Below are 21,711 nucleotides of genomic sequence, written 5' to 3' on the forward strand. Positions count from 1 at the left end.
CCTAGAATTAAACCAGTCCAACTTTCGGGGTCTAGTTCAAGCATCGGCGGGGATTTTGACGTCCCTAAAGGGACAACGATCCGGAACTCTAGGGGTGGCGAATGCCACTCCCCCAGTCGGGATGGGGCCTAGAAGAGGCCCTCGTTCTTCTTGCCGGTATCGGTGACCGTGTGCTCACGGGAGTCCACCTGCTCGTCGTTAGCGGTGGCGGTGTCCTCCTTGTGGCGGCCGGTCTGGGTGACCTCAAGGTAGTTGTAGAGCCGGCCTTCCTTGGTGTTGCCGTCACCGAAGTCCAGGGCCGCGACGGTCGCGGTATCGCCGGCGTTAATCGGGTTGGAGAGTGTGACGGTAAAGCTTCGGGTGGAGGTCTCCGGGTCGAAGCCCTCATCGAAGATGTGCGCACCGTTCATGCCACGCGGGGTGATGAGGCGGTCAACGCCCTCCGAACCCTTGTCGGTCTTCACGTTGATGCGGAAGGTCGTCAGCGGATAGTCCTGGTAGTAGCGCTGGCTGCCGACGTTCTTCACCTTCAGGACGACGGTTCCGGCGAAGCCCTTCGCCTTGGCGCCGGAGGTCTGGAAGTACGGCTCGAGGTCATAGTCGGCCTGGTTGGACGCAGCGGCGTGGGAGAAGTCCTTGTCGATTTCTTCCTGCGCGGTGGCAGCACCAACCGCACCGCCGATTCCGCTGAGCGCGGCGACGGTAGCCAGGCCTGCGGTGGCCAGGCGGAGGGAGTTCTTGGTTTTCTGCATTAGGCTTCCTCTTCCTCGAGCGTGGTGGTTTCGGACTTAGCGGCGATTTCTTCAGCCTGGGCGGCCTTTTCTGGCTCTGCCTCCTTGGTCACGGCCTCTGGAGCCTCGCCCTCGGTCGGCTTCGCATCCTCCTGGACCTCCACCGGCTCGCCCTGAGGCTCGGTACCTTCCTCGACCTTCGCGCCCTCGGCAGCGCCGGCCGGGTTTTCATAGAGCTTCACATTGACCTGGTTCTTGATCGGGGTGAGTGCAGTCCAGCTGCGCGGGGTGGACCAGGTGCCGTTCGGCTTGCAGTACTGCTGGGTGCCGGTCATGGTGATGGTGCGGAAGCCGTAGGTCGCCTCGCCGGTCTTTCCAGCTGGAACGTCGTATGGGCCGATGCTCTGGCCGACTTCCCAGCTCAGGGAGTAGGAGGCCTCGAAGCCCAGGGTCTTGGCCAGGGAGTAGGTGATACCGGTGGAGACGTTGCCCTTGTCCCCGCTGGCTCCGCCGCCGAGGTTGGCGGTGGTGGTGGAGGTCCGGTCGCCCTTAACGGAAAGCTGGATGGACTGGGACTTGGACAGGTCCTGGGTCAGCGGGATGGTGTCGGCGGTTCCGTTGGTCGCAGAGATCGTGCCGGCCGGGGGGAATTTATCCTTGACCTTGTAGACAACGGTGCGGAAGTCCTCCCCAGAGTTGCACACTGGGCGCGGGTTGAGGATATTGGCCTTGATGTGGTCGCTACCGTGGTAGGTGTTGACGATCGGCAGGTCAACGTTGGTTTTGGGGGTCTCCGGGTAGTGATCGTTCAGGGTGTCTGCCTGGGCCTGGCCGGCCAAGCCGGTGGCCACGAGGCCGAGAGTTGCTACTGCGGCGGCGCACTTACCGGCCGTCGAGGTTTTGCGGGTGAACACGAAAGAATTCTCCTCCTCGGTGTGAAGCTGACTGCGTGACGCTGACTCTGTGTTAGCGGCACCGACACGATAACCACCCTCGAACACGCACTTGGTTAATGGAGTGAGTCCTGAAAGTTAACCAGATCTCACCCCTAATAATTCTCTTAAAACAGACCACGAACCCCTAGCACTCCCCCAACCGAGGAGCCCACACGCTTCAGATTTACAGCTCGCATGCACAAGTCGATATCAATAGATATCGTTCAACGACTACCGAATACATGCGTGACATGACACGCTCGCGGAGTAGTGAACCCAGCTAGCAGCGCGTCACACAGTACTGAATCGTTCAGATAAAAATTCCCTGAAAATTTTTCCTAACCCGCGAAAACAGCCTGCTCTACCCCCACCTGGGGGAGCTAACGGGAGGGGAGGCTAGGCCTTAAACGCCCGGCTGGCAGTGCGGGCACCACCAGATAATGCGTTCCAGCTCCCCGGCGTCCAGCTCTGGGTCCCCGCCCGCGAAGCGACCGCCGAGGGTGGACTGTTCGATCGTTTCCCCGCAGCGTCGGCAGGGCTTCGCCGCGCGGCCGAAGACGAAGGTGCCCATCCCAGGACGCCGGTCGCCGGTGAACACTCTGTGTGGCTCCAGTCGGTTCTCCCACATCACCCGGCGCGCCAGGTCCAGTGCCTGTGCCACCTTCGCCTCCCCCGCCTGGCCGACGGGCACGGCGGGGTGCAGGCCGATGAGGAACATGACCTCGGCGCGGTACTCATTGCCGATCCCCGCGACGTTGCGCTGATCTAATAACGCGGCGCCCAGGCTCCGCTCGGGGCGGCGCAGGATCCGCCGCAGCGCCTCGTCTCGCCCCGTCCGCCCGGTGTCCCGGAATTCTTCGCTGGCCCAGCCGGGATCCAGGATGTCCGGCCCCAGGTGCTGAACCACGGTGACGTAGTCCCGGGTTGGAAACAGGCGCACGAACCCCAGCTCGTGGCCGACGACCTCGATGGGCGGCCCGCCTGGGTGCTGAGGACTTAGGCGCAGCACGACGCGGGCGGTGTAACCCGGTCGGCGCCACCGGCTGCCGGCGGCGTGGATGGCCCACACGCCCTCCATCTTCAGGTGGGTGTGCAGAATCCGCTCCCCGGCCTGGATGAACAAGTGCTTGCCGTAGGGCCAGACCGCCCGGATCCGCTCGCCGGTGATGGAGGCGGTGGCCAGCGCGGGCACCCGGAAGTCGCTGTGCAGCACTTCACGGCCGGGCATCCACTTCAGCCTATTGGCCAGCTGCAGGACGGAATCTCCCTCGGGCATTGCCCGCCTCCTTTCGGCTCTTCTTGATCTCACCTGAGCTCAGCCCTGGTTGCCGAGCTGCCACATCTCATTGCCGGAGTACCGCCCCTGTGGTGGGCAGTGCGCTGGCGCGCTACGTCGCACGGCCTCAGCCGCGGATGCTCAGGCCCTTCGGGGTGAGCCGCGCCCCGGCAGCGATCCAGCCCTGGGTGGGCAGGTCCATCACGGATGCGCCATTGATCCTGTCAATCGTGACCGGGGAGAGCCGCCCGGCGCGAATCGCGCTGCTCAGCGCGGCGATGATGGCATCGATCGTCGGCTGGCTGATGGCCCCCGGCGGGGTGTCATCGGCCATGCTGGGCGCGTCGAAGGCGGTGAGCGTCCTGCCACCCCGGGTGAAGTGCGCGACCAGGCGGCCACGGTCCAGCACCACGAAGGCTCCGGCACTTCGGATCAACCGGGCGGGCTCGCCGTCGAGGCTGGGCCACGGCAGGGCCGCGCCGTAGGGGTTGGCCACATCCCCGGCGGCCAGCAGCACCGCCCCGTCCCCTGCTCTGCTGGTGGGCGCGCCACCATCCGACTGAGGGCCCGCACCGTGGTCCTCCAGCTGCCGCAGCTGCCGGATCACCGCGTGCGGCGCGAATTGCGCCCCGCCAAGGCCTTCGATGACGTATCCGCGCAGCACCGCGCCCGAATCCTCCCAGGCGCTCAAGGTCCGGTAGGCCTCCGCGAAACCACCGGCGTGGTGCTCGGCCATCACGGCCCCGCGGGTGACCACGCCATAACGGTCGATCCACGCCTCGCTGCGGGCCAGGGCACGCTCCGCATCGGTCACGTCGATGTCCACCAGCGGGGCGAGTGCCGCCCAGCGCCCCGGCACCGACTGGTGCGCATTCATCGCCTGGCGCCGCTGCCGGATGCGATCCATCGACTCGTTGCCGGCCATCTGCGCAAAACTGCTGCGCCCCATCCGCAGCCGCCGCGCCGATCCCCTCCCGCGGTTGCGGCGAGGTGCCCGGTGGGCGGTGGCACCACTTTGTTTTCCGGACGTCAACCTCGCCCGAAGCGCGGCAAAACCATCGGGAGCGATAAGACCAACGTCGAAGAGCTCCCACAGGGCGTCGCCGACCTCGTGATAGGCCGCGCCCGTAGCCCGGGTGAGCTCGGCGGCGAGGAAGGCACCACCACCGGACATGTGCTCCAGCAGCTGGGTTGCCACCATCGAGAGCTGCGGGGCCTCCGCCGTCTCGTCGATGAGCAGCGGGGCGATGTCTGCGGGCAGGAGGCTGACGAGGGCGTCATTGCTCCCGGCGGTTCCAGACCCGCGCAGGATGATCTCCCCGGTGGCCAGCAGGTCGTCGAGATCACCAGGTTGGTAGTCCGGTATCCGGCTGGGCAGCACGAGGGTCTCCCAGGCGCTGGTGGGCAGTGCGACCCCGGCGAGCTGTTCGATGACCTCGCCCAGTTCCTCCCGCTCGGAGCTGCCCACCCCATGCCAGTCCACGAGGAACTCCGCATAGGTCTGGGGGCTGACCGGCTCCACGGCGCCGCGGGCGGCGGCCAGCGTGGCCGAGCGCAGGCGGCGCAGCATGCCGGTGTCGATATACTCCGTGACCTGCTCGGCTGCCCCCTGACCGCCACCTGCGGTGAAGTGGCCGGACTCCAGGCGACGCTGGCCGACCCAACGTTTCAGCAGGGATTCGGCGGTGGCCGCGCCCAGCCCGAACTCTGCAGCCACCCGGGCAGGCGTTACTGGACCCTGGTGCCGCATGAAGCGCAGCACCAGCTGGTCGATGGCGTCAGCCACCTGCTCAGGATCGGCGGCCACGCCGGGTGGGACGGGCACTCCGAGTCCGTCGCGGAGCACCGGCATATCCTCCACTACCGCCCAGCGGCTAGCTCCGCCGAAGGTCACCTCGGCGAGGCGCTGCGGGATAAGCTCCGCCAGTTCCGCCAGCACGGCCTCCCGGTTCTCCGGAACCAGGCGCTCGCCGACCTGCTCCCGGGTCAGGGGGCCAAGGGCGCGGATCATGTCGATGGCCTGCTCGGCGGTGCCGGCCTGGCGGCCATCGGCCAGCCATTGCGCCGCCGACACCACCCGCTCGATCACCGCGGGGTCCAGCTGCAGCCCTTCGCCGCTCTTACCCAGCAGCTTGGCCAACAGCGCGGGGTCGACCGCCAGTGCGGCGGCCCGCTCCGCGGAATCACCTTCGTACATGAACGCGCTGGTGTAGGTGAACAGGAGGGATTCGGCGAAAGCGCTCGGCCCCTCGGTGGTGACCTCCGCGACCCGCACGCCGGAACTGCCACCCCGCACACCAAGCTTCTTCAGCAATTCGGTGAGCGCATCCAGCTGGTAGACGTCGTGGAGGCATTCGCGCATGCTCTCCACCATGATCGGAAACTCGGGGTGCTCCCGGGCCACATCCAGCAGCTGGGAGGCCCGCTGGCGCTGCTGCCACAGCGGCTGCCGCTTGCCCGGGTTGCGCCGCGGCAGCAGCAAGGCACGAGCCGCACACTCCCGGAACCGCCCGGCGAAGAGCGCGGAGCTGCCCACGTTGTCCATCACATCAGCCAGCACGACCTCGGAGAGCTCACCCGGCTGCCCGTCGCCCCGGCCCGTGACATCCTTCCGGTCCCCGGCGCCGTCACCAGCAGCGCCCTCCCCGACTCCAGTCTTTTGCTCCCGGAAGAACTGCCCCAGCAACAGGTCCGCCCCTGGCGGCTCCTCGGAGTACGGCAGGCGCAACACCAACCCGTCGTCCCCGGCCACGGCCATCGCGTCGATCCCGGTCTCCCGCTGCAGCACCGCTCCCAGCGCCATCGCCCACGGCGCATTAACCCCGCGCCCATAGGGCGAGTGGACGATGACCCGCCAGTCGCCGATCTCGTCCCGGAAGCGCTCGACCAGCAGGGTGCGCTCATCCGGCAGGATCCCCGTGGCTTCCTTCTGGTCCCGGTAGTAGGCGTCCAGATTCTCCCGGGTGTTATCGCAGATGAACGGGGCCGCGTGCAGGTCGTCCACGGTGCCGCTGCCCCACTGCCTGCGATGCTCACCGATCGCCGTACCCAGTTCCACCGGCCGGCCGGCGGCGTCCCCGACCCAAAACGGCAACCGCCCCGTATGGCCCGCCGCTGGCACGACGATGACCTGGTCGCGGTTGATCTCCGTGATCCGCCAGCTGGAGGCCCCGAGCGTGAATACGTCCCCCACCCGGGACTCGTAGACCATCTCCTCGTCGAGCTCCCCGACGCGCCGGGCGCCCTCCTCACCTGCGGCGAGGAAGACTCCGAACATGCCGCGGTCCGGGATCGTCCCGCCGCTGGTGGCCGCCAGCCGCTGGGCGCCGGGGCGGGCTTGTAGCGTTCCCGCCGCCGGGTCGTACACCACCCGAGGTTTCAGGTCCGCAAAGTCGGTGCTGGGATAGTGCCCGCTGATCAGTTCGATCACGCCATCGAAGGCATCCCGTGGCAGTGCTGCATAGGAGTACGCCCGGCGCAGCGCGCGCCACCAACGCTCCACGTCCAGCGTCCCGTGTGGTGTTTGTCCCTCCTCATTTTCCGACGTCAACGCGCCAGCCTCCGCACCCGACGGCGGATTCGTGAAACCCAGTTGGGCCTGCACCGCAGCGGCAATCGTCTGCTGCGCGAGCACGTCCAGCGCATTCGTGATGATCTGCAGCGGTTCCAGCTCGCCCGCGTACAGCCGTTGGGTGATCACCGTGGCCGCCTCGGCGTCCTGCTTGTGCAGCGGGTAGATCGTGGCATGCGAGGTCGCGCCCACAGTGTGCCCGGCGCGGCCGCAGCGCTGCACTGCAGAGGCCACTGAGGGCGGGGCTCCCACCTGCACCACGTGGTCCACCAGGCCCATGTCGATGCCGAGCTCCAGGGAGCTGGTGGCGACCACGCAGCGCAGGGTCCCGGACTTCAGCGCTGCCTCGATGTCGGCGCGCTCTTCCTTGGATACCGAGCCGTGGTGGGCACGAGCGATGACCGCCGGTACGCCGGTAACCTGGGTGGATTGCGCCATGAGCTGCGCGGGGTCGCGACGGGTGGGGGCAGCGATGGACTCCGGATCGTGCTCCTCGGCCCACAGCTCGTTGAGCGCCCCGGTGAGTCGCTCGGCAGCGCGCCGGGAGTTCACGAAGACGAGTGTTGCCCGGTTCTCCATGACCTGCTGGTAGATGGCGTTCTGGACGTGGGGCCAGACGGATTTTTGTTGCGGGAGGGCGGATTCCTTATCTACCCCGCTGGCCACCCGTGCCCCGGACCCCAGGGCAGAGGCACCGCCCAGTCCCTCGCCGATGAGGCTGGGACCGACGAGGGCCTCGTCGATCAGCGCTTCGTCGCCAGGTCCATCGTCCTCCGCAGGCCCGCCGCCACCATGTCCGGCGCCGACTGCCCCCGGGTCCCCACTGCCGCCCTCCTGGACCTCGCTGACCGGGGCCTCATAGCGCGCGGCGTCGAGGTCTTCGGCAGCCGGCGGATCCTGGAAGTCCGGCACCACGCTGCGAACCTGGACGTCCCAATCCTTCCTGATCGCCGGGTTGACCACCGTGACCGGCCGGTCGCCGCCCAGGAAGCTGGCCACCGCATCCACCGGATTCACCGTCGCCGACAGCCCGATGCGCTGCACCGCACGGCCAGTGAGCAGCTCCAGCCGTTCCAGGGAAAGAGCCAGGTGGGCACCTCGTTTGGTCCCGGCCACCGCGTGGATCTCGTCCACAATGACGGTGTCCACCCCACGCAGCGTCCCCGCCGCCTTCGAGGTCAGCATGAGGTACAGGGACTCCGGGGTGGTGATGAGAATCTCTGGAGGATTGCGCAGCAACTTCGCTCGCTCCGACTGCGGGGTGTCCCCGCTGCGCACGCCCACCCGGACCGGGGCGACATCCTCCCCCATCGCCGCGGCGGTGCGCGCGATGCCTGCCAGCGGGGCGGCGAGGTTGCGGTCAACGTCCACCCCAAGCGCCTTGAGCGGCGAGATGTATAGCACGCGGGTGGGAGTCTGCGGGTCGGCCTGATCCGCGGACGGATGGGAAAGCACACCCGTGCGCGTCAGCTCGGAGAGCGACCACAGGAATGCTGCCAGCGTCTTACCGGAACCGGTGGGGGCGACGACTAACGTGTTCTCCCCTGCACTAATAGCCCGCCACGCCTGGGATTGGACGACCGTCGGCTCGTGGAACACGTCCCGGAACCATGCGGCTACAGGGGCATGAAATTGATCCAAGTCGGCGGAGGGCATGAGTCCATACAACCAGAAGCGCTAAGGTGTAGACCATGACACAAGGACTAGGCTCAGGCGACGCGCTCGACGATGCCACGCTCTGTGCCCGTTTGGCTCGCAGCACCGGGGACATCCTCACCAGCATTCGCACTGCTGGTGCACCGGACCCCCTCCTGGTGGACTCCGACGGGCTTGGTAAGTCCGGCGATAAGGTCGCCCAGGCCTGGATCGCGCGTGTGCTGAGCCTGCACCGCCCCGATGACGCCATCCTCTCCGAGGAGGCGGAGGACGATCCCTCCCGCCTGGACAAGTCCCGGGTGTGGGTGATCGACCCGCTGGACGGCACCCGCGAATACGCCAGTGCCCGGAATGACTGGGCCGTGCACATTGCCCTGGCGGTCGACGGCGAGATTGTCGAGTCCGCGGTTGGCATGCCGGAGATGCACACCGTCTACACCGCGGCAGACTACCGGGAGGGGCGGGCCAAGGCGGACTTCGGTGAGCTAAACAACCGCCTCGTCATCAGCCAAAATTCCACCCCACAGATCGCGGTGGACGTGGCCGAGGATCTGGGCATGGAGATCACCCGCCTGGGCTCCTGCGGCGCGAAGGCCATGAGCGTGGTGCGTGGGGACAACGATGCGTACATCCACGCCGGCGGCCAGTACGAGTGGGATAACGCCGCCCCGATCGGCGTCGCCCTGGCAGCAGGACTGCACTGCAGCCGCCTGGACGGCACACCTGCGACCTATAACGAGCCGGATCCGTACCTCCCGGACCTGGTGATCTGCCGCAAGGAGATCGCCGAGGACCTGTTGGCAAGCATCCAGAAGTTCCTCTAGTTCGACCCCTCGCACGGGTGGTCGACTGCGTCGCGAGGCTTTTGCTTAGACTATGAGGCATGTCAGAGGCTCAATCTTCCCCTACTATCGCCACGCCCTACGAGGATCTGCTCGCCAAGATCCTCGCGGGGGGTGCCAAGAAGGACGACCGCACCGGCACGGGTACGACGTCCCTGTTCGGTCAACAGATCCGCTTCAACCTGGCGGAGTCCTTCCCGCTGATTACGACGAAGTCGGTGCACGTGAAGTCCGTCGTCGGCGAGCTGTTGTGGTTCCTCTCGGGCGACTCCAACGTTCGGTGGCTGCAGGATAACGGCATCCGCATCTGGAACGAGTGGGCCGATGAGGACGGCGACCTGGGCCCGGTCTACGGCGTGCAGTGGCGCAGCTGGCCCACCCCGGATGGCCGCCACGTCGACCAGATCTCCCAGGCGCTGGAGATGCTGAAGCAGAACCCGGATTCGCGCCGGAACATCGTCAGCGCGTGGAATGTCTCGGAGCTGGAGAACATGGCCCTGCCACCCTGCCACCTGCTGTTCCAGCTGTACGTGGCTGATGGGAAGCTCTCGTGCCAGCTCTACCAGCGCAGCGCGGATATGTTCCTGGGCGTGCCTTTCAACATCGCCAGTTACTCGCTGCTGACCCACATGTTCGCCCAGCAGGCGGGCCTGGAGGTCGGCGAGTTCATCTGGACCGGCGGGGACTGCCACATCTATGACAACCACCGCGAGCAGGTGGAGCTGCAGCTTTCCCGCGAACCGCGCCCCTATCCGCAGCTGGAGCTGAGCAAGGCCAAGGACATGTTCAGCTATGGCTTCGAGGACGTGAACTTCGTGGGCTACGACCCGCACCCGGTAATTAAGGCAAAGGTGGCTGTGTAATGGGAGCTTCGGAGTTTGACGTCCAGAAGGAACAGCGCCCCAGCGGCTACCGTGAGGGCGACTACCCCGCCCTGACCCGCGCAGACGTCCCGGCGGGGGTGGAGATCGCGATGATCTGGGCGGAGACGACCGCCGGCATCATCGGCGATGGGGCGGAGATGCCCTGGTATCTGCCGGAGGATCTGAAGCACTTCAAGAACTCGACGATGGGTTATCCGGTCGTGATGGGGCGCACGAGCTGGGAGGCGCTGGGCAAGTACCGCCCGCTGCCGGGCCGCGAGAACTTCGTCATCACCCGTTCGGCTGATTATTCAGCCCCCGGTGGTCACGTGGTCGCCTCCATTAAGGACGGCATCGCGGCGGCCGCAAAGTTCGCCCGCGGAGAAGGTTCGGGTGGCGTGGTGCCGGAGACGGCGTCGCAGGCGCTGCAGGACGATGGCCGGGTGACCGTGTGGATCCTGGGTGGTGGCCAGGTGTACGCGCAGTGCATGCCGATCGCGGACCGGGTGGTGATCACGGAGATCGATATGGTGGCTCCGAAGCGCTTCCAGGTCTATGCCCCGGCGATGGACGAGGCGGAGTTCACCGTTGAGCGCTCCGAATGGTTCGCCTCGGAGAAGGGCCACCCGGTCGACGAGGAGCCGAACGGGCTGCGCTACCGCTTCGAGACGTGGCGCCGGAAGGCGTAGGTCTTACACGGGGGACGCAACGGGGGTAGGAATCAACCCGGCCACATGGCCGGGTTTTTCTCTATGATCCGCGTTTTTGCAGGTCGGGCGGAAGTTTTCATGAGGGCTGTCTAAAAAGTCAAAACTTTCTTATCGGAAACTTTGGAAAAAGCTCTAGGTGCCGGTAGATTCTTTCGCAATCGCAAAAGAATTGTGATGCCAATCACAGGAGCTGAGGCCGAACGGCCAGGCGAATGTGAAGATCTGCACAGTCCCAAGGAAGGGAGAAAGAGTTGACCCAGTCGGCCGCCCCCGCGCAACGGCACGTCCCCACGCCCGATGAGTTCGTTGCCGCGCAGCAATCACCCGAGTTCCAGGAGCTTCGCTCAAAAATGCGTGGGTTCACCTTCCCCATGACCGTGTTTTTCATCGTCTGGTTCGTCCTCTACGTCAGCCTGGCGATGTTTGCACCGAACTTCATGGGGATCAAGATCTGGGGAAACATCAATGTCGGCGTGCTCCTTGGCTTCGGCCAGTTCATCACGACCTTCCTGATCACGTACCTCTACGTGAAGTACGCAGACCGCGAAATTGAGCCCCGCGCCCAGCATGTTCGCGAGTCCCTCGAAGGCTCCCCCGCAACCCCAGCCAGCCAGGCTTCCCGAGGCTAGCGGCACCGCGTCCCGCTCACCCCCACGGATTAGAAAAGGAAAGGTCTCACTATGGATCTCATTCTTGCTGCCTCGCAGGAGACAAACCCGATCCTGAACATCAGCGTATTCATCGCCTTCATCGTGGTGACGATGTACATCGTGACGAAGGCTGCCGCCAAGCCGCAGAAGTCCGCGACGGATTTCTACACCGGTGGCGCATCCTTCACCGGTACCCAGAATGGCCTGGCCATCGCCGGCGACTACCTCTCGGCGGCGTCCTTCCTGGGCATCGTCGGCGCAATTGCGCTCACGGGCTACGACGGCTTCCTGTACTCCATCGGCTTCTTCGTCGCGTGGCTCATCGCCCTGCTGCTGGTCGCCGAGCCGCTGCGTAACACCGGTAAGTTCACCATGGCGGACGTGCTCTCCTTCCGCCTGAAGCAGCGCCCGGTGCGCGTGGCCGCAGCTTTCGCGACCCTGTTCACCTCGCTGTTCTACCTGATCGCCCAGATGGCCGGTGCCGGTTCCCTGGTCTCCGTCCTGCTGGACCTGCACTCCAAGACCGCCCAGGCTGTCGTCGTCGTGATCGTCGGCCTGGTGATGATGGCCTACGTCCTCATCGGTGGCATGAAGGGCACCACCTACGTGCAGATGATCAAGGCGGTCCTGCTGATCGCCGGTGTTGCTTTCATGTTCCTGATCATCGCCGTGATGTGGAAGGGCAACCTCTCCCAGCTCTTCGCTGACGCTGTGAACTCCCACGGTGACCCGGCGATCCTGCAGCCTGGCCAGAAGTACGGAGCCACGACCGCAACGAAGTTCGACTTCATCTCCCTGGGCGTAGCCCTGGCGCTTGGTGCCGCTGGCCTGCCGCACGTCCTGATGCGCTTCTACACGGTTCCGACCGCGAAGGAAGCACGTAAGTCCGTGACCTGGGCGATCGTCCTGATCGGCTCCTTCTACCTGCTGACCCTGTTCCTGGGCTTCGCAGCTGCCGCTCTGATCTCCCCGGAGGACATCAAGAACGCACCGGGTGGCGCGAACGCCGCGGCACCGTTGCTAGCGATGGAGCTGGCAGGCCCGATCTTCATGGCCCTGATTTCCGCGGTTGCCTTCGCGACGGTGCTGGCCGTGGTCGCTGGTCTGGCGATTACCGCTTCCGCTTCTGTGGCTCACGACTTCTACAACGGCGTGCTGCGCAACGGCCAGGCAACCGAGGAGGAGCAGGTCCGCGTCTCCCGAATCACCGTGGTCGTGATCTCGCTGGTCTCCATCGCGCTGGGCATCCTGGCGATGGACCAGAACGTGGCCTTCCTGGTCTCCCTGGCGTTCTGCATCGCTGCGTCCGCTAACCTGCCGACGATCCTGTACTCCCTGTACTGGAAGAAGTTCAACACCACCGGCGCCGTGGCCTCCCTGTGGGTCGGCCTGGGCGTGGCCCTGGTCCTGATCTTCTTCTCCCCGGCCGTCTCCGGCGCGGAGACCGCGATGTTCCCGAACGTGGACTTCGCTTGGTTCCCGCTGACCAACCCGGGTCTGGTTTCCATCCCAGCTGGCTTCATCGCCGGTATCGTGGGCACCTACCTTGGCAAGGGTGACGAGGATCCGAAGCTGCAGTCCGAGATGGAGGTTCGCTCCCTCACCGGTGTTGGCGTGGAGGCTCCGGTCGACCACTAAGCCACTCCCCGAGGCTCCTCTTCTTGGATGAGCCCAGCCGCCTGGTCAACGGTGGCTGGGCAACACCCCCGCCGCATCTGGCTAGTTCCAGAAGCTGCGGGGGTACCTTGTATCATGAGTGGTCGTGCCCGCAGGGTGCGGTCGCACAGCCCCAGTAGCTCAGTGGATAGAGCACGGCTCTCCTAAAGCCGGTGTCGTAGGTTCGATTCCTACCTGGGGCGCTTTTTGTTTTTGCCCCCCCGGCTTGGTCATCACTAGTCCCGCCAGCCCATCATCTTTAATTGTGTTAGCCTTACCTAAGAATAAGGCGTGGGTGCGGGCTCCCCTGCCCACAGCACCCCAGTGTTTGAAGGACAGTGATGATCATGGCTGCCCAGCAGCAAAACGCAGCGCCGAAGCGGAGAGTCCGTAAGGCCAACGAAGCAACCGTGATTGGCCGTCGCCAGCTCTCTCCGGATCTCGTTCGTTTGAGCTTGAACTCTCCTGCATTTGTGGGCAAGGAGCTGGAGTTTACTGATCACTACCTCAAGTTGCTCTTCGCGCCAGACGGCGCTGATTACTCGTGGCCATTCGATGTCGAAAAGATTCGCGAGGAGCAGCCCAGGGATAAACAACCCATTACCCGCACCTACACCCTGATTAACCTGGACCCAGAAACCGGGGACTTCGACGTGGACTTCGTCACTCACGGCGATTCCGGACTGGCTGCGCCCTGGGCGCGCGCGGCCGAAATTGGGGCGAAGATCGGCTTCTTCGGCCCGGGTGGGGCGTGGGGACCTGGCGAAGAATATGAGCACTTTATCTTCGCCGGCGATGAGTCCGCTGCACCAGCCATCGGCGCGGGCCTGAAGCATCTCCCCGAGGGCGCCACGGCGACCGCCTTCATCGAGATCGAGGCAGAGGACCGGAAGTTTGAACTCCCCACCCGCGAGGGCGTGGACGTCAACTGGGTTATCCGCGATGGAGCAACCCACGGCACGGAGCTTTCTCGCGTGGTGCGCTCGGCCGGTGTGCCAACGGGTAAGAAGACCAGCTGGTTTATCCACGGTGTCGCCGAGATGATTAAGGAAATGCGCCGCTTCCTCTTCGTCGACTCGGAGATCCCCCGCGCCGACGTTTCGATTTCTGGTTACTGGCGGATCGGCATGACCGAGGACCAGTGGCAGTCCTCGAAGCGCGAATTCAATGCTGAGATTGAGCAAGAGGAAGCACAAGCCAGAGCCTAACGCTTGCTCGCAAACCTAGCGCTCGCTGGCCTGCCACGCATGGTCAGTATCCTCCGGAACGAACAGGCGCACCTGGCTGGTCAGCCCCTCAGCACGTGCGGTTTCCAGAACGGTTGCCGCCTGGTCCGCCGTGCCTATTGACCCCGCTCAGGTTGCAGAAAACACGACACCACACCCGCCACCGATCAGGCTTTTGCGGAGAGAGTCCGGGCGCCCCTTCTCAGGTATGTCACGGCAACGCCGATCGCGACGACGCCGATGAGCGCTCCCACCGGGAGCAGGATCACCGGCAGGGGATTGATCACCACTCCGTCTCCTTGCGAGGGCCTGTACTCGTAGTAGAGCGCTGAGCCCCCTGCGACGAGAAAACACGCGGCCCCGACCCCGTTTAGCGCGTTGAGGACCAGAACCCCCGACCTCCACAGAGCCAGAAACAGGAGAAAGGCGGCGAGAACAGTCGCAGCCCAAACCAGGGGCCAGGACACCGACTCGGCAAGAGTAAATGCGACCGCAGAGCACAGGCCGACGAGAGCCTGCAAAACAATTGTCGCCAGCAGGTAGGCGCGGCGAGAACCCGATTCCACTGGGGCAGTAGCCGGAGCGGGCACAGGTTTCACTGAACGAGTCATGAGGCGACTTTCTGACGCATTGAGTCCTCTAGCGAGGACTGACAGTACCTCTATTCTCGTTGCTATTCGACAAAAAATACACCCTTCTAAACGCATAAACGTTTGCTGACAAAGCATTTTTAGGGGCGTAGCGTCGAAACTATGAGGTACCAAAAAGTTGCACTATCCATCGCCCTCTCCTGCACCTTGGTGGGAACGCTGAGCGCGTGCAGCGATGATGGCACCACCGAATCTGCCGGGAGTAGCCCGCCGGCCACCGTCACCCAGACGGTGAAGGAATCGAAGTCCTCGGAGGCGAAGGACCAGCCGAATCCTGAGCCGACGAGGAAGTCCGAGGCGCAGGAGAGCAAGCCAGGCAAGAATCCGGAGAAGCAGTGCGGAGATTTCCCCGCAGAGGAGGCGCTGCGACAAAATGTAGGCAAGCTCGCCTCCCCAAAGGGCACTGACTGGACGTGGAACACCTCTCATGCCGGCACGGATCTCTACGACCCTTGCGCTGCTCTCTCGCCTATCGTCCTCACGATTGATATGGCAACAGCTTCCAGTCCGTACCACATCATGCTCTTCCACAAGGGCGAGTACCTGGGCACCGCCACCGCCGAGCCGCAGGGCTTCTCCCCCGCCGTCAAGCAGGTCGACGACCAGACGATCGCGGTGACCTACTTCTACACCAAACCCGGCGAGGCCAACGCTATGCGCTCCGGCGAAGCCCACGCGACCTTCACCTGGGACCCGGCACAGAAGAAGGTCATCATGGACGGCAATCTTCCCCCGAGAGGCTAGTTGCCGTCGTGCCCAGAGAGCAGATTCAGAAAATCCGGCACGTCCGCAGCAACGTCGTTGCCGGAGCTGCGCTTGACCTGCGAAGAAGGCCCCAGCCCCTCGACGGCGCCGGAGACCCGCGCGATCTCGTCGGCGAGCTGGCTGGCGGCGCGCTCGATGCGCCGGTCCAGCCCTTCCTCGCCGCCGAAATCATCCGTGGCCGCGAAGACCGCGGTGCTCATCACATCCGCGCGTAGGTAGCTCAGCAGCGGGCGCATCGCGTATTCCAGCATCAGGGAGTGCCGGGGTGTCCCGGCGGTGGCGGCGATGATCACGGGCATGCCGGTGATCGCGTTCGGATCCAGGGCGTCCATGAACATCTTGAACAGACCCGAGTAGCTGGCGGCAAAGACCGGGCTCGCGGCGACCATCGCGTCGGCCGCGGTGATCTTATCCTGAGCCGCCTTGAGCTTCTCCGAGGCGATCCCGGTGGTCATCATCGTGGCCAGATCGGCGGCGTATTCGCGGATGTCGATGTACTCCACGGCCACGGACTCTCCGCGGCGGCCAACCTGGGATTCCACCGCACCGGCGATGCGTTCGGCGAGCTTGCGGGTCGTCGATGGGCTGCCCAAACCTCCGTTGAGAACGATGAGGGAGTTCATGAACTCTTCTGCTCCATCCTTTCCTTGCACTTCCAGCGGTGAACTACCAGGAGCGATACTAGGCCTGCACGCCCCTAAGCAGCTACTGCACCTACCCAGCTACTGAACCTGGGCCGGCTGCACCTGCCGGTGCGGGGAGTCCGGCCCCTCCGCCACCAGCGTGGCGTGGGTCGGCGGGTCGGAGGGTACGTGCGCCGGGCGGCGGCGCTCGAACTCCTCCCGCAGGACCGGCACGATCTCCCTACCGAGGATCTCAATCTGCTCGAGCACCATCTCCTGCGGCAGGCCGGCGTGGTCGATCAGGAAGAGCTGGCGCTGGTAGTCGCCTACGGCGTCAGCGTAACCCAGGTAACGCTCGATGATCTGCTCCGGGGTGCCGACCGTCAGCGGGGTGATGCGCTCGAATTCCTCCAGCGACGGGCCGTGCCCATAGACCGGGGCGTTGTCGAAGAACGGCCGGAAGGTGGCCTTTGCTTCCTTTTCGGTATCGGCAGCGAAGATCTGCCCACCCAGCCCGACGATCGCCTGGTCGGCCGCACCGTGCCCGTAGTGCTCGAAGCGCTGGCGGTACAGGCGCACCAGCTGCTGGGTGTGCTCGATGTTCCAGAAGATGTGGTTATGGAAGAACCCGTCCCCGTAGTACGCGGCCTGCTCGGCGACCTCCGGGGAGCGAATGGAACCGTGCCACACGAAGGGCGGGACGTCGTCCAAAGGACGTGGGGTGGACGTGAACTGTTGCAGTGGGGTGCGGAATTCGCCCTTCCACGTCAGGTCCTCTTCGCGCCACAGGCGACGCAGCAGGTGGTAATTCTCTACGGAAAGGGGAATCGACTTGCGGATGTCCTTGCCGAACCACGGATAGACGGGGCCGGTGTTGCCGCGGCCGAGCATGAGGTCCACACGTCCCTCCGCGAGGTGCTGGACGTAGGCGTAATCCTCCGCGATCCGCACCGGGTCGGTGGTGGTGATCAGCGTGGTCGCGGTGGAGAGCTGGAGGGTCTCGGTCTGCGCGGCGAGGTTGGCCATCAGCACGGGTGGGTTCGCGGGCGCGACGAACGGTGGATTGTGGTGCTGCCCCGTGGCGAAGACGTCGAGCCCCTCGGCCTCTGCCTTCTTCGCGATCTCGACGGTGTTCTTGATGCGCTCGTGCTCGCTGGGCACGTCCCCCGTGACAGGGTTGGGGGTGACATCGCCGATGGTGAAGATTCCGAATTGCATACCCTTAACCTTAACCCAAACGTACGTGACATATCACCTAAGTGCGGTGGGAAGTCCGCTCACCTAGCATGAAGCCATGAATCCCGAAGCCCAGAATCCAACCCCTCCAGCACAAACCGTGCCGCACCCACACGCCTTCCCCGCGCCGCTCGACGTCCCCGAATTCCTGCTACCCCACCTGAGCGCGAACACCCGCCTGCTCGACGCGGGCTGCGGGCAGGGCTCCCTCACAATGAACCTTGCCGAACACATCACCCAACTCGGCGGCGCACCCGCCCAGGTCACCGGGGTCGACCAGTCCGCTGACGCGATCGCGGAGGCCACTGAGCTCGCTGCGGAAAAGTCGCTGGACGTCCCGTTCCAGCAGGCGGATATCCACCAGCTCCCCTTCGCGGACGCCACCTTCGACGTCGTCTTCTGCCACCAGGTCCTCCACCACGTCGCAGACCCGCAGGTCGTACTCCAGGAGTTCCGTCGCGTCACGAAGCCCGGCGGCATCATCGCCGTCCGGGACGCCGACTTCGGCGCGATGACGTGGTTCCCACCCAACCCGGGGCTATCCCGCTGGCGCGCGACCTTCTCCGTCGGGCTGGCAACCCACGACGGCAACCCCGCGATGGGTCGCCAGCTGCCGCATACCTTCTACTCCGCTGGGCTCACCGACCTCAGCGTGTCCGGCAGCCTGACCGCCTACGCCAGCGAGGCCGAGCGCGAAGCGCTGGCCGAGAAGTGGACACGGCGCAGCATGTCACCCCGCTACGCCCGCACCACTGCCGCCGCACTGGGTGAGGACTTCCCCGATACCGCGGTGACGGATGACGGCGAGCTCGTGCCCGGCCAGCTCGGCACGGTCACCCGCGAGGCGCTGACCCAGATCACCGAGGGCTGGTCCCAATGGGCAGGCACCGGTGGCGCGGCGTTCTTCATCCCGAATACCGAGGTCATCGCAAAGGTGCACTAGGGTTCGCACCGGGTTAGCGCCCCTGAAATCTCGGCGCCCGGCGCTGAGGTGTGCCCCGCCGAGAAAAATATTGCGCGCCCACGCCCCACCCATAAGCTCACGCACACCGGCCGGGCGGTTTCGGCCGATCGCGGGAGAACTACTGCTTCTGCAGCGAAGTGCCCTCGTAGAAGGTGTGCGGATTCGGGCCGCGGCGGCCTGCCTCACCCTCCTCGATCGCGGTGATGCGCTGCATCTGCTCCTCAGTGAGCTGGAAGCCGAACACGTCCGCGTTGCTGCGGATGCGCTCCGGCTTGGAGCTGCGCGGGATCACCACATCGCCGCGCTGGATGTGCCAGCGGATGATGACCTGCGCGACGGTCACCCCGTGGGCGTCCGCGATGGCTTGGAAGGCCGGGTTATCCAGGTTCTGCCCCTGCTTCAGCGGGGACCAGGACTCGGTCAAGATGCCGCGCTTGGCGTTCTCAGCACGCAGCTCATCCTGGTTGAAACCGGGGTGAACCTCGATCTGGTTCACAGCTGGGGTATCACCACTGGCCTGGGTCATCTTGTCCAGGACCTCTGGGTAGCTATTGCACACGCCGACGCTGGCGGTCTTGCCCTGATCCCGCAGGGTCACCATGTCCCGGTAGGCGGTGGCGAACATGCCGATCTTCTCCACTGGCCAGTGGACCAGGTAAAGATCCACATAATCCAGGCCGAGGCGCTCCAGGGATGCGTCCAAGGCACCCGCGACACGGTCGTGGCTATCGTTCCACAGCTTCGTAGTAACGAAGAGCTGCTCGCGGGTCACCTCGCCGGCATCGATGGCGTCCTGGATAGCGCGGCCGACCTCTTCCTCGTTGCCGTAGACAGCGGCGGTGTCGATATGGCGGTAGCCCGCGGTGATCGCGGCCCGCACAGCGTTGTAGCAGGTCTCGCCGGACAGCTGGAAGGTACCAAAACCGAGCTGCGGGATCTGCCGCCCATCGTTCATGGTCAGCAGCGGGATGTCGGAATTATTGTCCAGATTCTGAGTAATAGTTGGCATGCCTCCCTGTCTACCTTTTTCCATCACACCCCGCTGCACCCAGAACTGATCGGTACAATCCTTCGCACACAGAAACGTCGCAGACATTCACGCGTTTCTGCCCTCAGAAGGCACCGGCCGCGACCGACTTCAAGCAAAGGACTGCATGACAGGAACCGCCCTCTACATCGAGAAATTAAATAAATTCTACGGCGACCACCACGTGTTGAAGGACATGAGCTTCTCGGTCCAACCAGGCGAGATCTACGGCTTCGTTGGCTCCAACGGCGCGGGAAAATCCACGACGATGCGCGTCGCTCTGGGAGTCCTAGCAGCTGACTCGGGGGAGGTCCGCCTGGGTAGCACCCCAATGAACGACGACTTGCGCCGCCGGATCGGCTACATGCCGGAGGAGCGCGGGCTCTACAACAAGGAAAAGATCGCCGACCAGCTGAGCTTCTTCGGCCGCCTCCACGGCATGGATAAGTCCGCTGCTTCCAACGCCGCTCAGGACCTGCTGGAGCGCCTGGACCTTGGGAAACGCACCCAGGACAAGCTGGAGGAGCTCTCCCTGGGCAATCAGCAGCGCGTCCAGCTGGCGGCCTCCCTCATCCACGACCCGGACGTCCTCATCCTGGACGAGCCCTTCTCGGGGCTGGATCCGGTCGCGGTGCAGGTCATGTCCGACATGCTCGTCGAGCGAGCCCAGCGTGGCGTGCCCGTACTCTTCAGCTCCCACCAGCTGGATCTTGTCCAGCGGCTCTGCGACCGCGTGGGCATCATCACCGCCGGCCAGATGCAGGCCGAGGGTGGCGTCCAGGAACTGCGTGAGCGCGGCCCGGTCGTCTTCGAGGTCGGCACCCCGGCGCGCGACTGGTACCCGGAGTTCGCCACCGTCGTGGGCGAGGACGACGGCACCGTCCTGCTGGAGGTCGATCGCCAGGACCGCGACCAGGAGCTGCTGCGCGATGCGCTCGCGGCCGGGCCGGTGCACAACTTCCAGCGCCGCATCCCCGACCTGACCGACCTGTTCCAGGAGGTCATCCAGGGGGCGAAGCAGCAGGCCACGGAAGAAAGCACGAACCGCGCGGGAGGTACCGCATGAGTTACACCAGTTCAAACACGATCCGTACCGTCGCCGCCCGTGAGATCGCCGTCGCGGTGCGGAACAAGGGAATCATCTTCTCCCTGATCATCACGCTCATCCTCGCGATCGGCGGTATCGGAGTAGCCAGCTACTTCAACAACCGGGAGGACGACGCCCCGACACTCGCGGTGGTGGGCATATCGGCCAAGCAGTTCAACCAGGTCCAGGACGCCCTGGGTGAGAACGTGGAAAAACTCGCCGTCGCCGACGCCACCGGCCGCGATGCCGCGGAAGCCGCGGTGAAGGAAGACATCGACGCAGCCCTGATCAAGACCGACGAAGGCTACGAGCTGCTCAGCGACGGGCAACCCAAGAGCAGCGTCCAGGCCACCGTCGCGGCCGTGACGAGCACGCTGACCCAGAACGAAGCCCTAGATAAGCTCGGCATCAACCCGCAGGAATTCGGCGAGGCGATGGGTGCTGCAAACGTGAAAACCACGGACATCAGCGAGGATCCTGTCGAAGAGCAAATGGGCGCGATCGTCACCGTCATGCTGGGGATGATGTTGATGACCTTCTTCATCATGCTCTTCGCCGGAAATATCGGCGGGCGCATCACCGAGGAGAAGTCCTCTCGCGTCGTGGAGATCATCCTGGCGAGCGTGCGGCCGCTGGACTTCCTCGCGGGCAAGCTCATCGGAAACACCATCGTGGGACTGGTAGCCACCGCCGCGATCGTCCTCGCCAGCGTGGCAGCCCTGTCGATCTCCGGGCTGGCCGATGGCTTCGAGTTCGACATGTCGGTGCTGCCGATGATCCTGGTCTCCTTCATCCTGGGCATGCTCTTCTTCGGCAGTCTTTACGCTGCCGCGGGATCGATGGTTAGCCGCACCGAAGACTTACAGTCCACGCAGATGCCGATCCTGCTGTTCGTCTTCGGCATGATCTACGCCCCCGCGTTCGGCTTCAATGCGCTCGACAGCACCATCATGCAGGTACTCGGCTGGCTTCCGCCGTTCAGCCTGGCCGTCGCCCCGCTGCAGTACGTGGCCGGGCACATGAGCTTGCCAGCGGTACTCGCAGCCTATGGGCTCTGCGTCGTCGCGGTCATCGCTGTGCTGGCGCTGGTGGCGCGAATCTACCGCAATGCGATCCTGCATAACGGCAAGAAGATGAGCTGGATCGGCGCACTGAAATAGCGATTCAGTGACCTCTGGTTTCAGCCACTCACAGCACAACCCCCGCGCGGTTCGTGAACTGCTCCCCCTAGTCGGTAACTGAT

The 21,711-nt window shown here is 64.8% G+C and carries 17 protein-coding genes and 1 tRNA gene; 11 read left to right on the plus strand and 7 right to left on the minus strand.

Going from position 1 to position 21,711, the window contains the following annotated elements; translation table 11 throughout:
• Nucleotides 1-128 precede the first annotated feature (128 nt).
• The 4 genes from HMPREF3097_RS10040 to HMPREF3097_RS00025 all read right to left on the minus strand — a co-directional run bounded on the left by HMPREF3097_RS10040 (nucleotide 129) and on the right by HMPREF3097_RS00025 (nucleotide 8,169).
• Entirely contained in the window at nucleotides 129-752 is a 624-nt protein-coding gene (locus HMPREF3097_RS10040) for a hypothetical protein (RefSeq protein WP_070759927.1), read from the minus strand.
• Nucleotides 752-1,645, minus strand: a complete 894-nt coding sequence (locus tag HMPREF3097_RS10045; protein ID WP_070759928.1) for a hypothetical protein — start codon at nucleotides 1,643-1,645, stop codon at nucleotides 752-754. The genes HMPREF3097_RS10040 and HMPREF3097_RS10045 overlap by 1 nt, the downstream gene beginning before the upstream one ends.
• A gap of 424 nt (nucleotides 1,646-2,069) precedes the next feature.
• Nucleotides 2,070-2,942, minus strand: coding sequence for a DNA-formamidopyrimidine glycosylase family protein (locus tag HMPREF3097_RS00020; protein WP_070759930.1), 873 nt, complete (start codon nucleotides 2,940-2,942; stop codon nucleotides 2,070-2,072).
• A 127-nt stretch (nucleotides 2,943-3,069) separates the two neighbouring features.
• Nucleotides 3,070-8,169, minus strand: a complete 5,100-nt coding sequence (locus HMPREF3097_RS00025; RefSeq protein ID WP_070759932.1) for a DEAD/DEAH box helicase — start codon at nucleotides 8,167-8,169, stop codon at nucleotides 3,070-3,072.
• Between the two features lie 35 nt (nucleotides 8,170-8,204).
• On the opposite strand from HMPREF3097_RS00025, the gene HMPREF3097_RS00030 reads away from it, so the two are divergent.
• The 8 genes from HMPREF3097_RS00030 to HMPREF3097_RS00070 all read left to right on the plus strand — a co-directional run bounded on the left by HMPREF3097_RS00030 (nucleotide 8,205) and on the right by HMPREF3097_RS00070 (nucleotide 15,510).
• Nucleotides 8,205-8,993 (plus strand): 3'(2'),5'-bisphosphate nucleotidase CysQ, encoded by a 789-nt coding sequence (locus HMPREF3097_RS00030; RefSeq protein ID WP_070759934.1) that lies wholly within the window; start codon nucleotides 8,205-8,207, stop codon nucleotides 8,991-8,993.
• Between the two features lie 59 nt (nucleotides 8,994-9,052).
• Nucleotides 9,053-9,874, plus strand: coding sequence for a thymidylate synthase (locus HMPREF3097_RS00035; protein ID WP_070759936.1), 822 nt, complete (start codon nucleotides 9,053-9,055; stop codon nucleotides 9,872-9,874).
• The gene (locus HMPREF3097_RS00040) at nucleotides 9,874-10,563 is read left to right on the plus strand and encodes a dihydrofolate reductase (protein WP_070758427.1); all 690 of its coding nucleotides are present in this window, start codon (nucleotides 9,874-9,876) and stop codon (nucleotides 10,561-10,563) included. Before HMPREF3097_RS00035 ends, HMPREF3097_RS00040 begins: the two co-directional genes overlap by 1 nt.
• 272 nt (nucleotides 10,564-10,835) lie before the next feature.
• A complete protein-coding gene (locus tag HMPREF3097_RS00045) occupies nucleotides 10,836-11,213 on the plus strand; it encodes a DUF485 domain-containing protein (protein ID WP_083317310.1) in 378 nt (125 codons plus the stop codon).
• A gap of 51 nt (nucleotides 11,214-11,264) precedes the next feature.
• Nucleotides 11,265-12,872, plus strand: a complete 1,608-nt coding sequence (locus HMPREF3097_RS00050; RefSeq protein ID WP_070759938.1) for a solute symporter family protein — start codon at nucleotides 11,265-11,267, stop codon at nucleotides 12,870-12,872.
• A 148-nt stretch (nucleotides 12,873-13,020) separates the two neighbouring features.
• Nucleotides 13,021-13,093 (plus strand) — tRNA-Arg (locus tag HMPREF3097_RS00055).
• Between the two features lie 144 nt (nucleotides 13,094-13,237).
• Entirely contained in the window at nucleotides 13,238-14,098 is an 861-nt protein-coding gene (locus HMPREF3097_RS00060) for a siderophore-interacting protein (RefSeq protein WP_210398490.1), read from the plus strand.
• Nucleotides 14,099-14,868: 770 nt separating this feature from the next.
• Nucleotides 14,869-15,510 (plus strand): LppP/LprE family lipoprotein, encoded by a 642-nt coding sequence (locus HMPREF3097_RS00070; protein WP_246821127.1) that lies wholly within the window; start codon nucleotides 14,869-14,871, stop codon nucleotides 15,508-15,510.
• Here the strand turns inward: HMPREF3097_RS00070 and HMPREF3097_RS00075 are convergent.
• Nucleotides 15,507-16,154 carry an FMN reductase gene (locus HMPREF3097_RS00075; protein ID WP_070758431.1) on the minus strand — a complete coding sequence of 216 codons (648 nt, stop codon included), beginning with the start codon at nucleotides 16,152-16,154 and terminating at the stop codon, nucleotides 15,507-15,509. The genes HMPREF3097_RS00070 and HMPREF3097_RS00075 overlap by 4 nt on opposite strands.
• A 99-nt stretch (nucleotides 16,155-16,253) precedes the next feature.
• Complete coding sequence (locus HMPREF3097_RS00080; protein WP_070758432.1) at nucleotides 16,254-17,372, minus strand: CE1758 family FMN-dependent luciferase-like monooxygenase; 1,119 nt, start codon at nucleotides 17,370-17,372, stop codon at nucleotides 16,254-16,256.
• A 76-nt stretch (nucleotides 17,373-17,448) separates the two neighbouring features.
• Here HMPREF3097_RS00080 and HMPREF3097_RS00085 point away from each other — a divergent pair, with 76 nt between their 5' ends.
• A complete protein-coding gene (locus HMPREF3097_RS00085) occupies nucleotides 17,449-18,333 on the plus strand; it encodes a class I SAM-dependent methyltransferase (RefSeq protein WP_070759944.1) in 885 nt (294 codons plus the stop codon).
• A gap of 139 nt (nucleotides 18,334-18,472) precedes the next feature.
• Here the strand turns inward: HMPREF3097_RS00085 and HMPREF3097_RS00090 are convergent, their stop codons facing one another.
• Entirely contained in the window at nucleotides 18,473-19,363 is an 891-nt protein-coding gene (locus HMPREF3097_RS00090) for an aldo/keto reductase (protein ID WP_070759946.1), read from the minus strand.
• 145 nt (nucleotides 19,364-19,508) lie between these two features.
• Between HMPREF3097_RS00090 and HMPREF3097_RS00095 the strand changes: the two genes are divergently transcribed.
• Together HMPREF3097_RS00095 and HMPREF3097_RS00100 are read left to right on the plus strand one after the other, a co-directional pair.
• Nucleotides 19,509-20,447 carry an ABC transporter ATP-binding protein gene (locus HMPREF3097_RS00095; RefSeq protein ID WP_070759948.1) on the plus strand — a complete coding sequence of 313 codons (939 nt, stop codon included), beginning with the start codon at nucleotides 19,509-19,511 and terminating at the stop codon, nucleotides 20,445-20,447.
• Nucleotides 20,444-21,628, plus strand: coding sequence for an ABC transporter permease (locus HMPREF3097_RS00100; protein ID WP_070759950.1), 1,185 nt, complete (start codon nucleotides 20,444-20,446; stop codon nucleotides 21,626-21,628). The genes HMPREF3097_RS00095 and HMPREF3097_RS00100 overlap by 4 nt, the downstream gene beginning before the upstream one ends.
• The last annotated feature ends 83 nt before the right edge of the window (nucleotides 21,629-21,711 follow it).

The sequence above is a fragment of the Corynebacterium sp. HMSC27B11 genome (genome assembly GCF_001815985.1).
Classification (GTDB): domain Bacteria; phylum Actinomycetota; class Actinomycetes; order Mycobacteriales; family Mycobacteriaceae; genus Corynebacterium.

What these genes read in the sequence shown, in the direction of transcription:
- HMPREF3097_RS10040 (WP_070759927.1), bottom strand. Translation starts at nt 752, where the DNA reads ATGCAGAAAACCAAGAACTCCCTCCGCCTGGCCACCGCAGGCCTGGCT.
- HMPREF3097_RS00020 (WP_070759930.1), bottom strand. Translation starts at nt 2,942, where the DNA reads ATGCCCGAGGGAGATTCCGTCCTGCAGCTGGCCAATAGGCTGAAGTGG.
- HMPREF3097_RS00025 (WP_070759932.1), bottom strand. Translation starts at nt 8,169, where the DNA reads ATGCCCTCCGCCGACTTGGATCAATTTCATGCCCCTGTAGCCGCATGG.
- HMPREF3097_RS00030 (WP_070759934.1), top strand. Translation starts at nt 8,205, where the DNA reads ATGACACAAGGACTAGGCTCAGGCGACGCGCTCGACGATGCCACGCTC.
- HMPREF3097_RS00035 (WP_070759936.1), top strand. Translation starts at nt 9,053, where the DNA reads ATGTCAGAGGCTCAATCTTCCCCTACTATCGCCACGCCCTACGAGGAT.
- HMPREF3097_RS00040 (WP_070758427.1), top strand. Translation starts at nt 9,874, where the DNA reads ATGGGAGCTTCGGAGTTTGACGTCCAGAAGGAACAGCGCCCCAGCGGC.
- HMPREF3097_RS00050 (WP_070759938.1), top strand. Translation starts at nt 11,265, where the DNA reads ATGGATCTCATTCTTGCTGCCTCGCAGGAGACAAACCCGATCCTGAAC.
- HMPREF3097_RS00060 (WP_210398490.1), top strand. Translation starts at nt 13,238, where the DNA reads ATGGCTGCCCAGCAGCAAAACGCAGCGCCGAAGCGGAGAGTCCGTAAG.
- HMPREF3097_RS00070 (WP_246821127.1), top strand. Translation starts at nt 14,869, where the DNA reads ATGAGGTACCAAAAAGTTGCACTATCCATCGCCCTCTCCTGCACCTTG.
- HMPREF3097_RS00075 (WP_070758431.1), bottom strand. Translation starts at nt 16,154, where the DNA reads ATGAACTCCCTCATCGTTCTCAACGGAGGTTTGGGCAGCCCATCGACG.
- HMPREF3097_RS00080 (WP_070758432.1), bottom strand. Translation starts at nt 17,372, where the DNA reads ATGCAATTCGGAATCTTCACCATCGGCGATGTCACCCCCAACCCTGTC.
- HMPREF3097_RS00085 (WP_070759944.1), top strand. Translation starts at nt 17,449, where the DNA reads ATGAATCCCGAAGCCCAGAATCCAACCCCTCCAGCACAAACCGTGCCG.
- HMPREF3097_RS00090 (WP_070759946.1), bottom strand. Translation starts at nt 19,363, where the DNA reads ATGCCAACTATTACTCAGAATCTGGACAATAATTCCGACATCCCGCTG.
- HMPREF3097_RS00095 (WP_070759948.1), top strand. Translation starts at nt 19,509, where the DNA reads ATGACAGGAACCGCCCTCTACATCGAGAAATTAAATAAATTCTACGGC.
- HMPREF3097_RS00100 (WP_070759950.1), top strand. Translation starts at nt 20,444, where the DNA reads ATGAGTTACACCAGTTCAAACACGATCCGTACCGTCGCCGCCCGTGAG.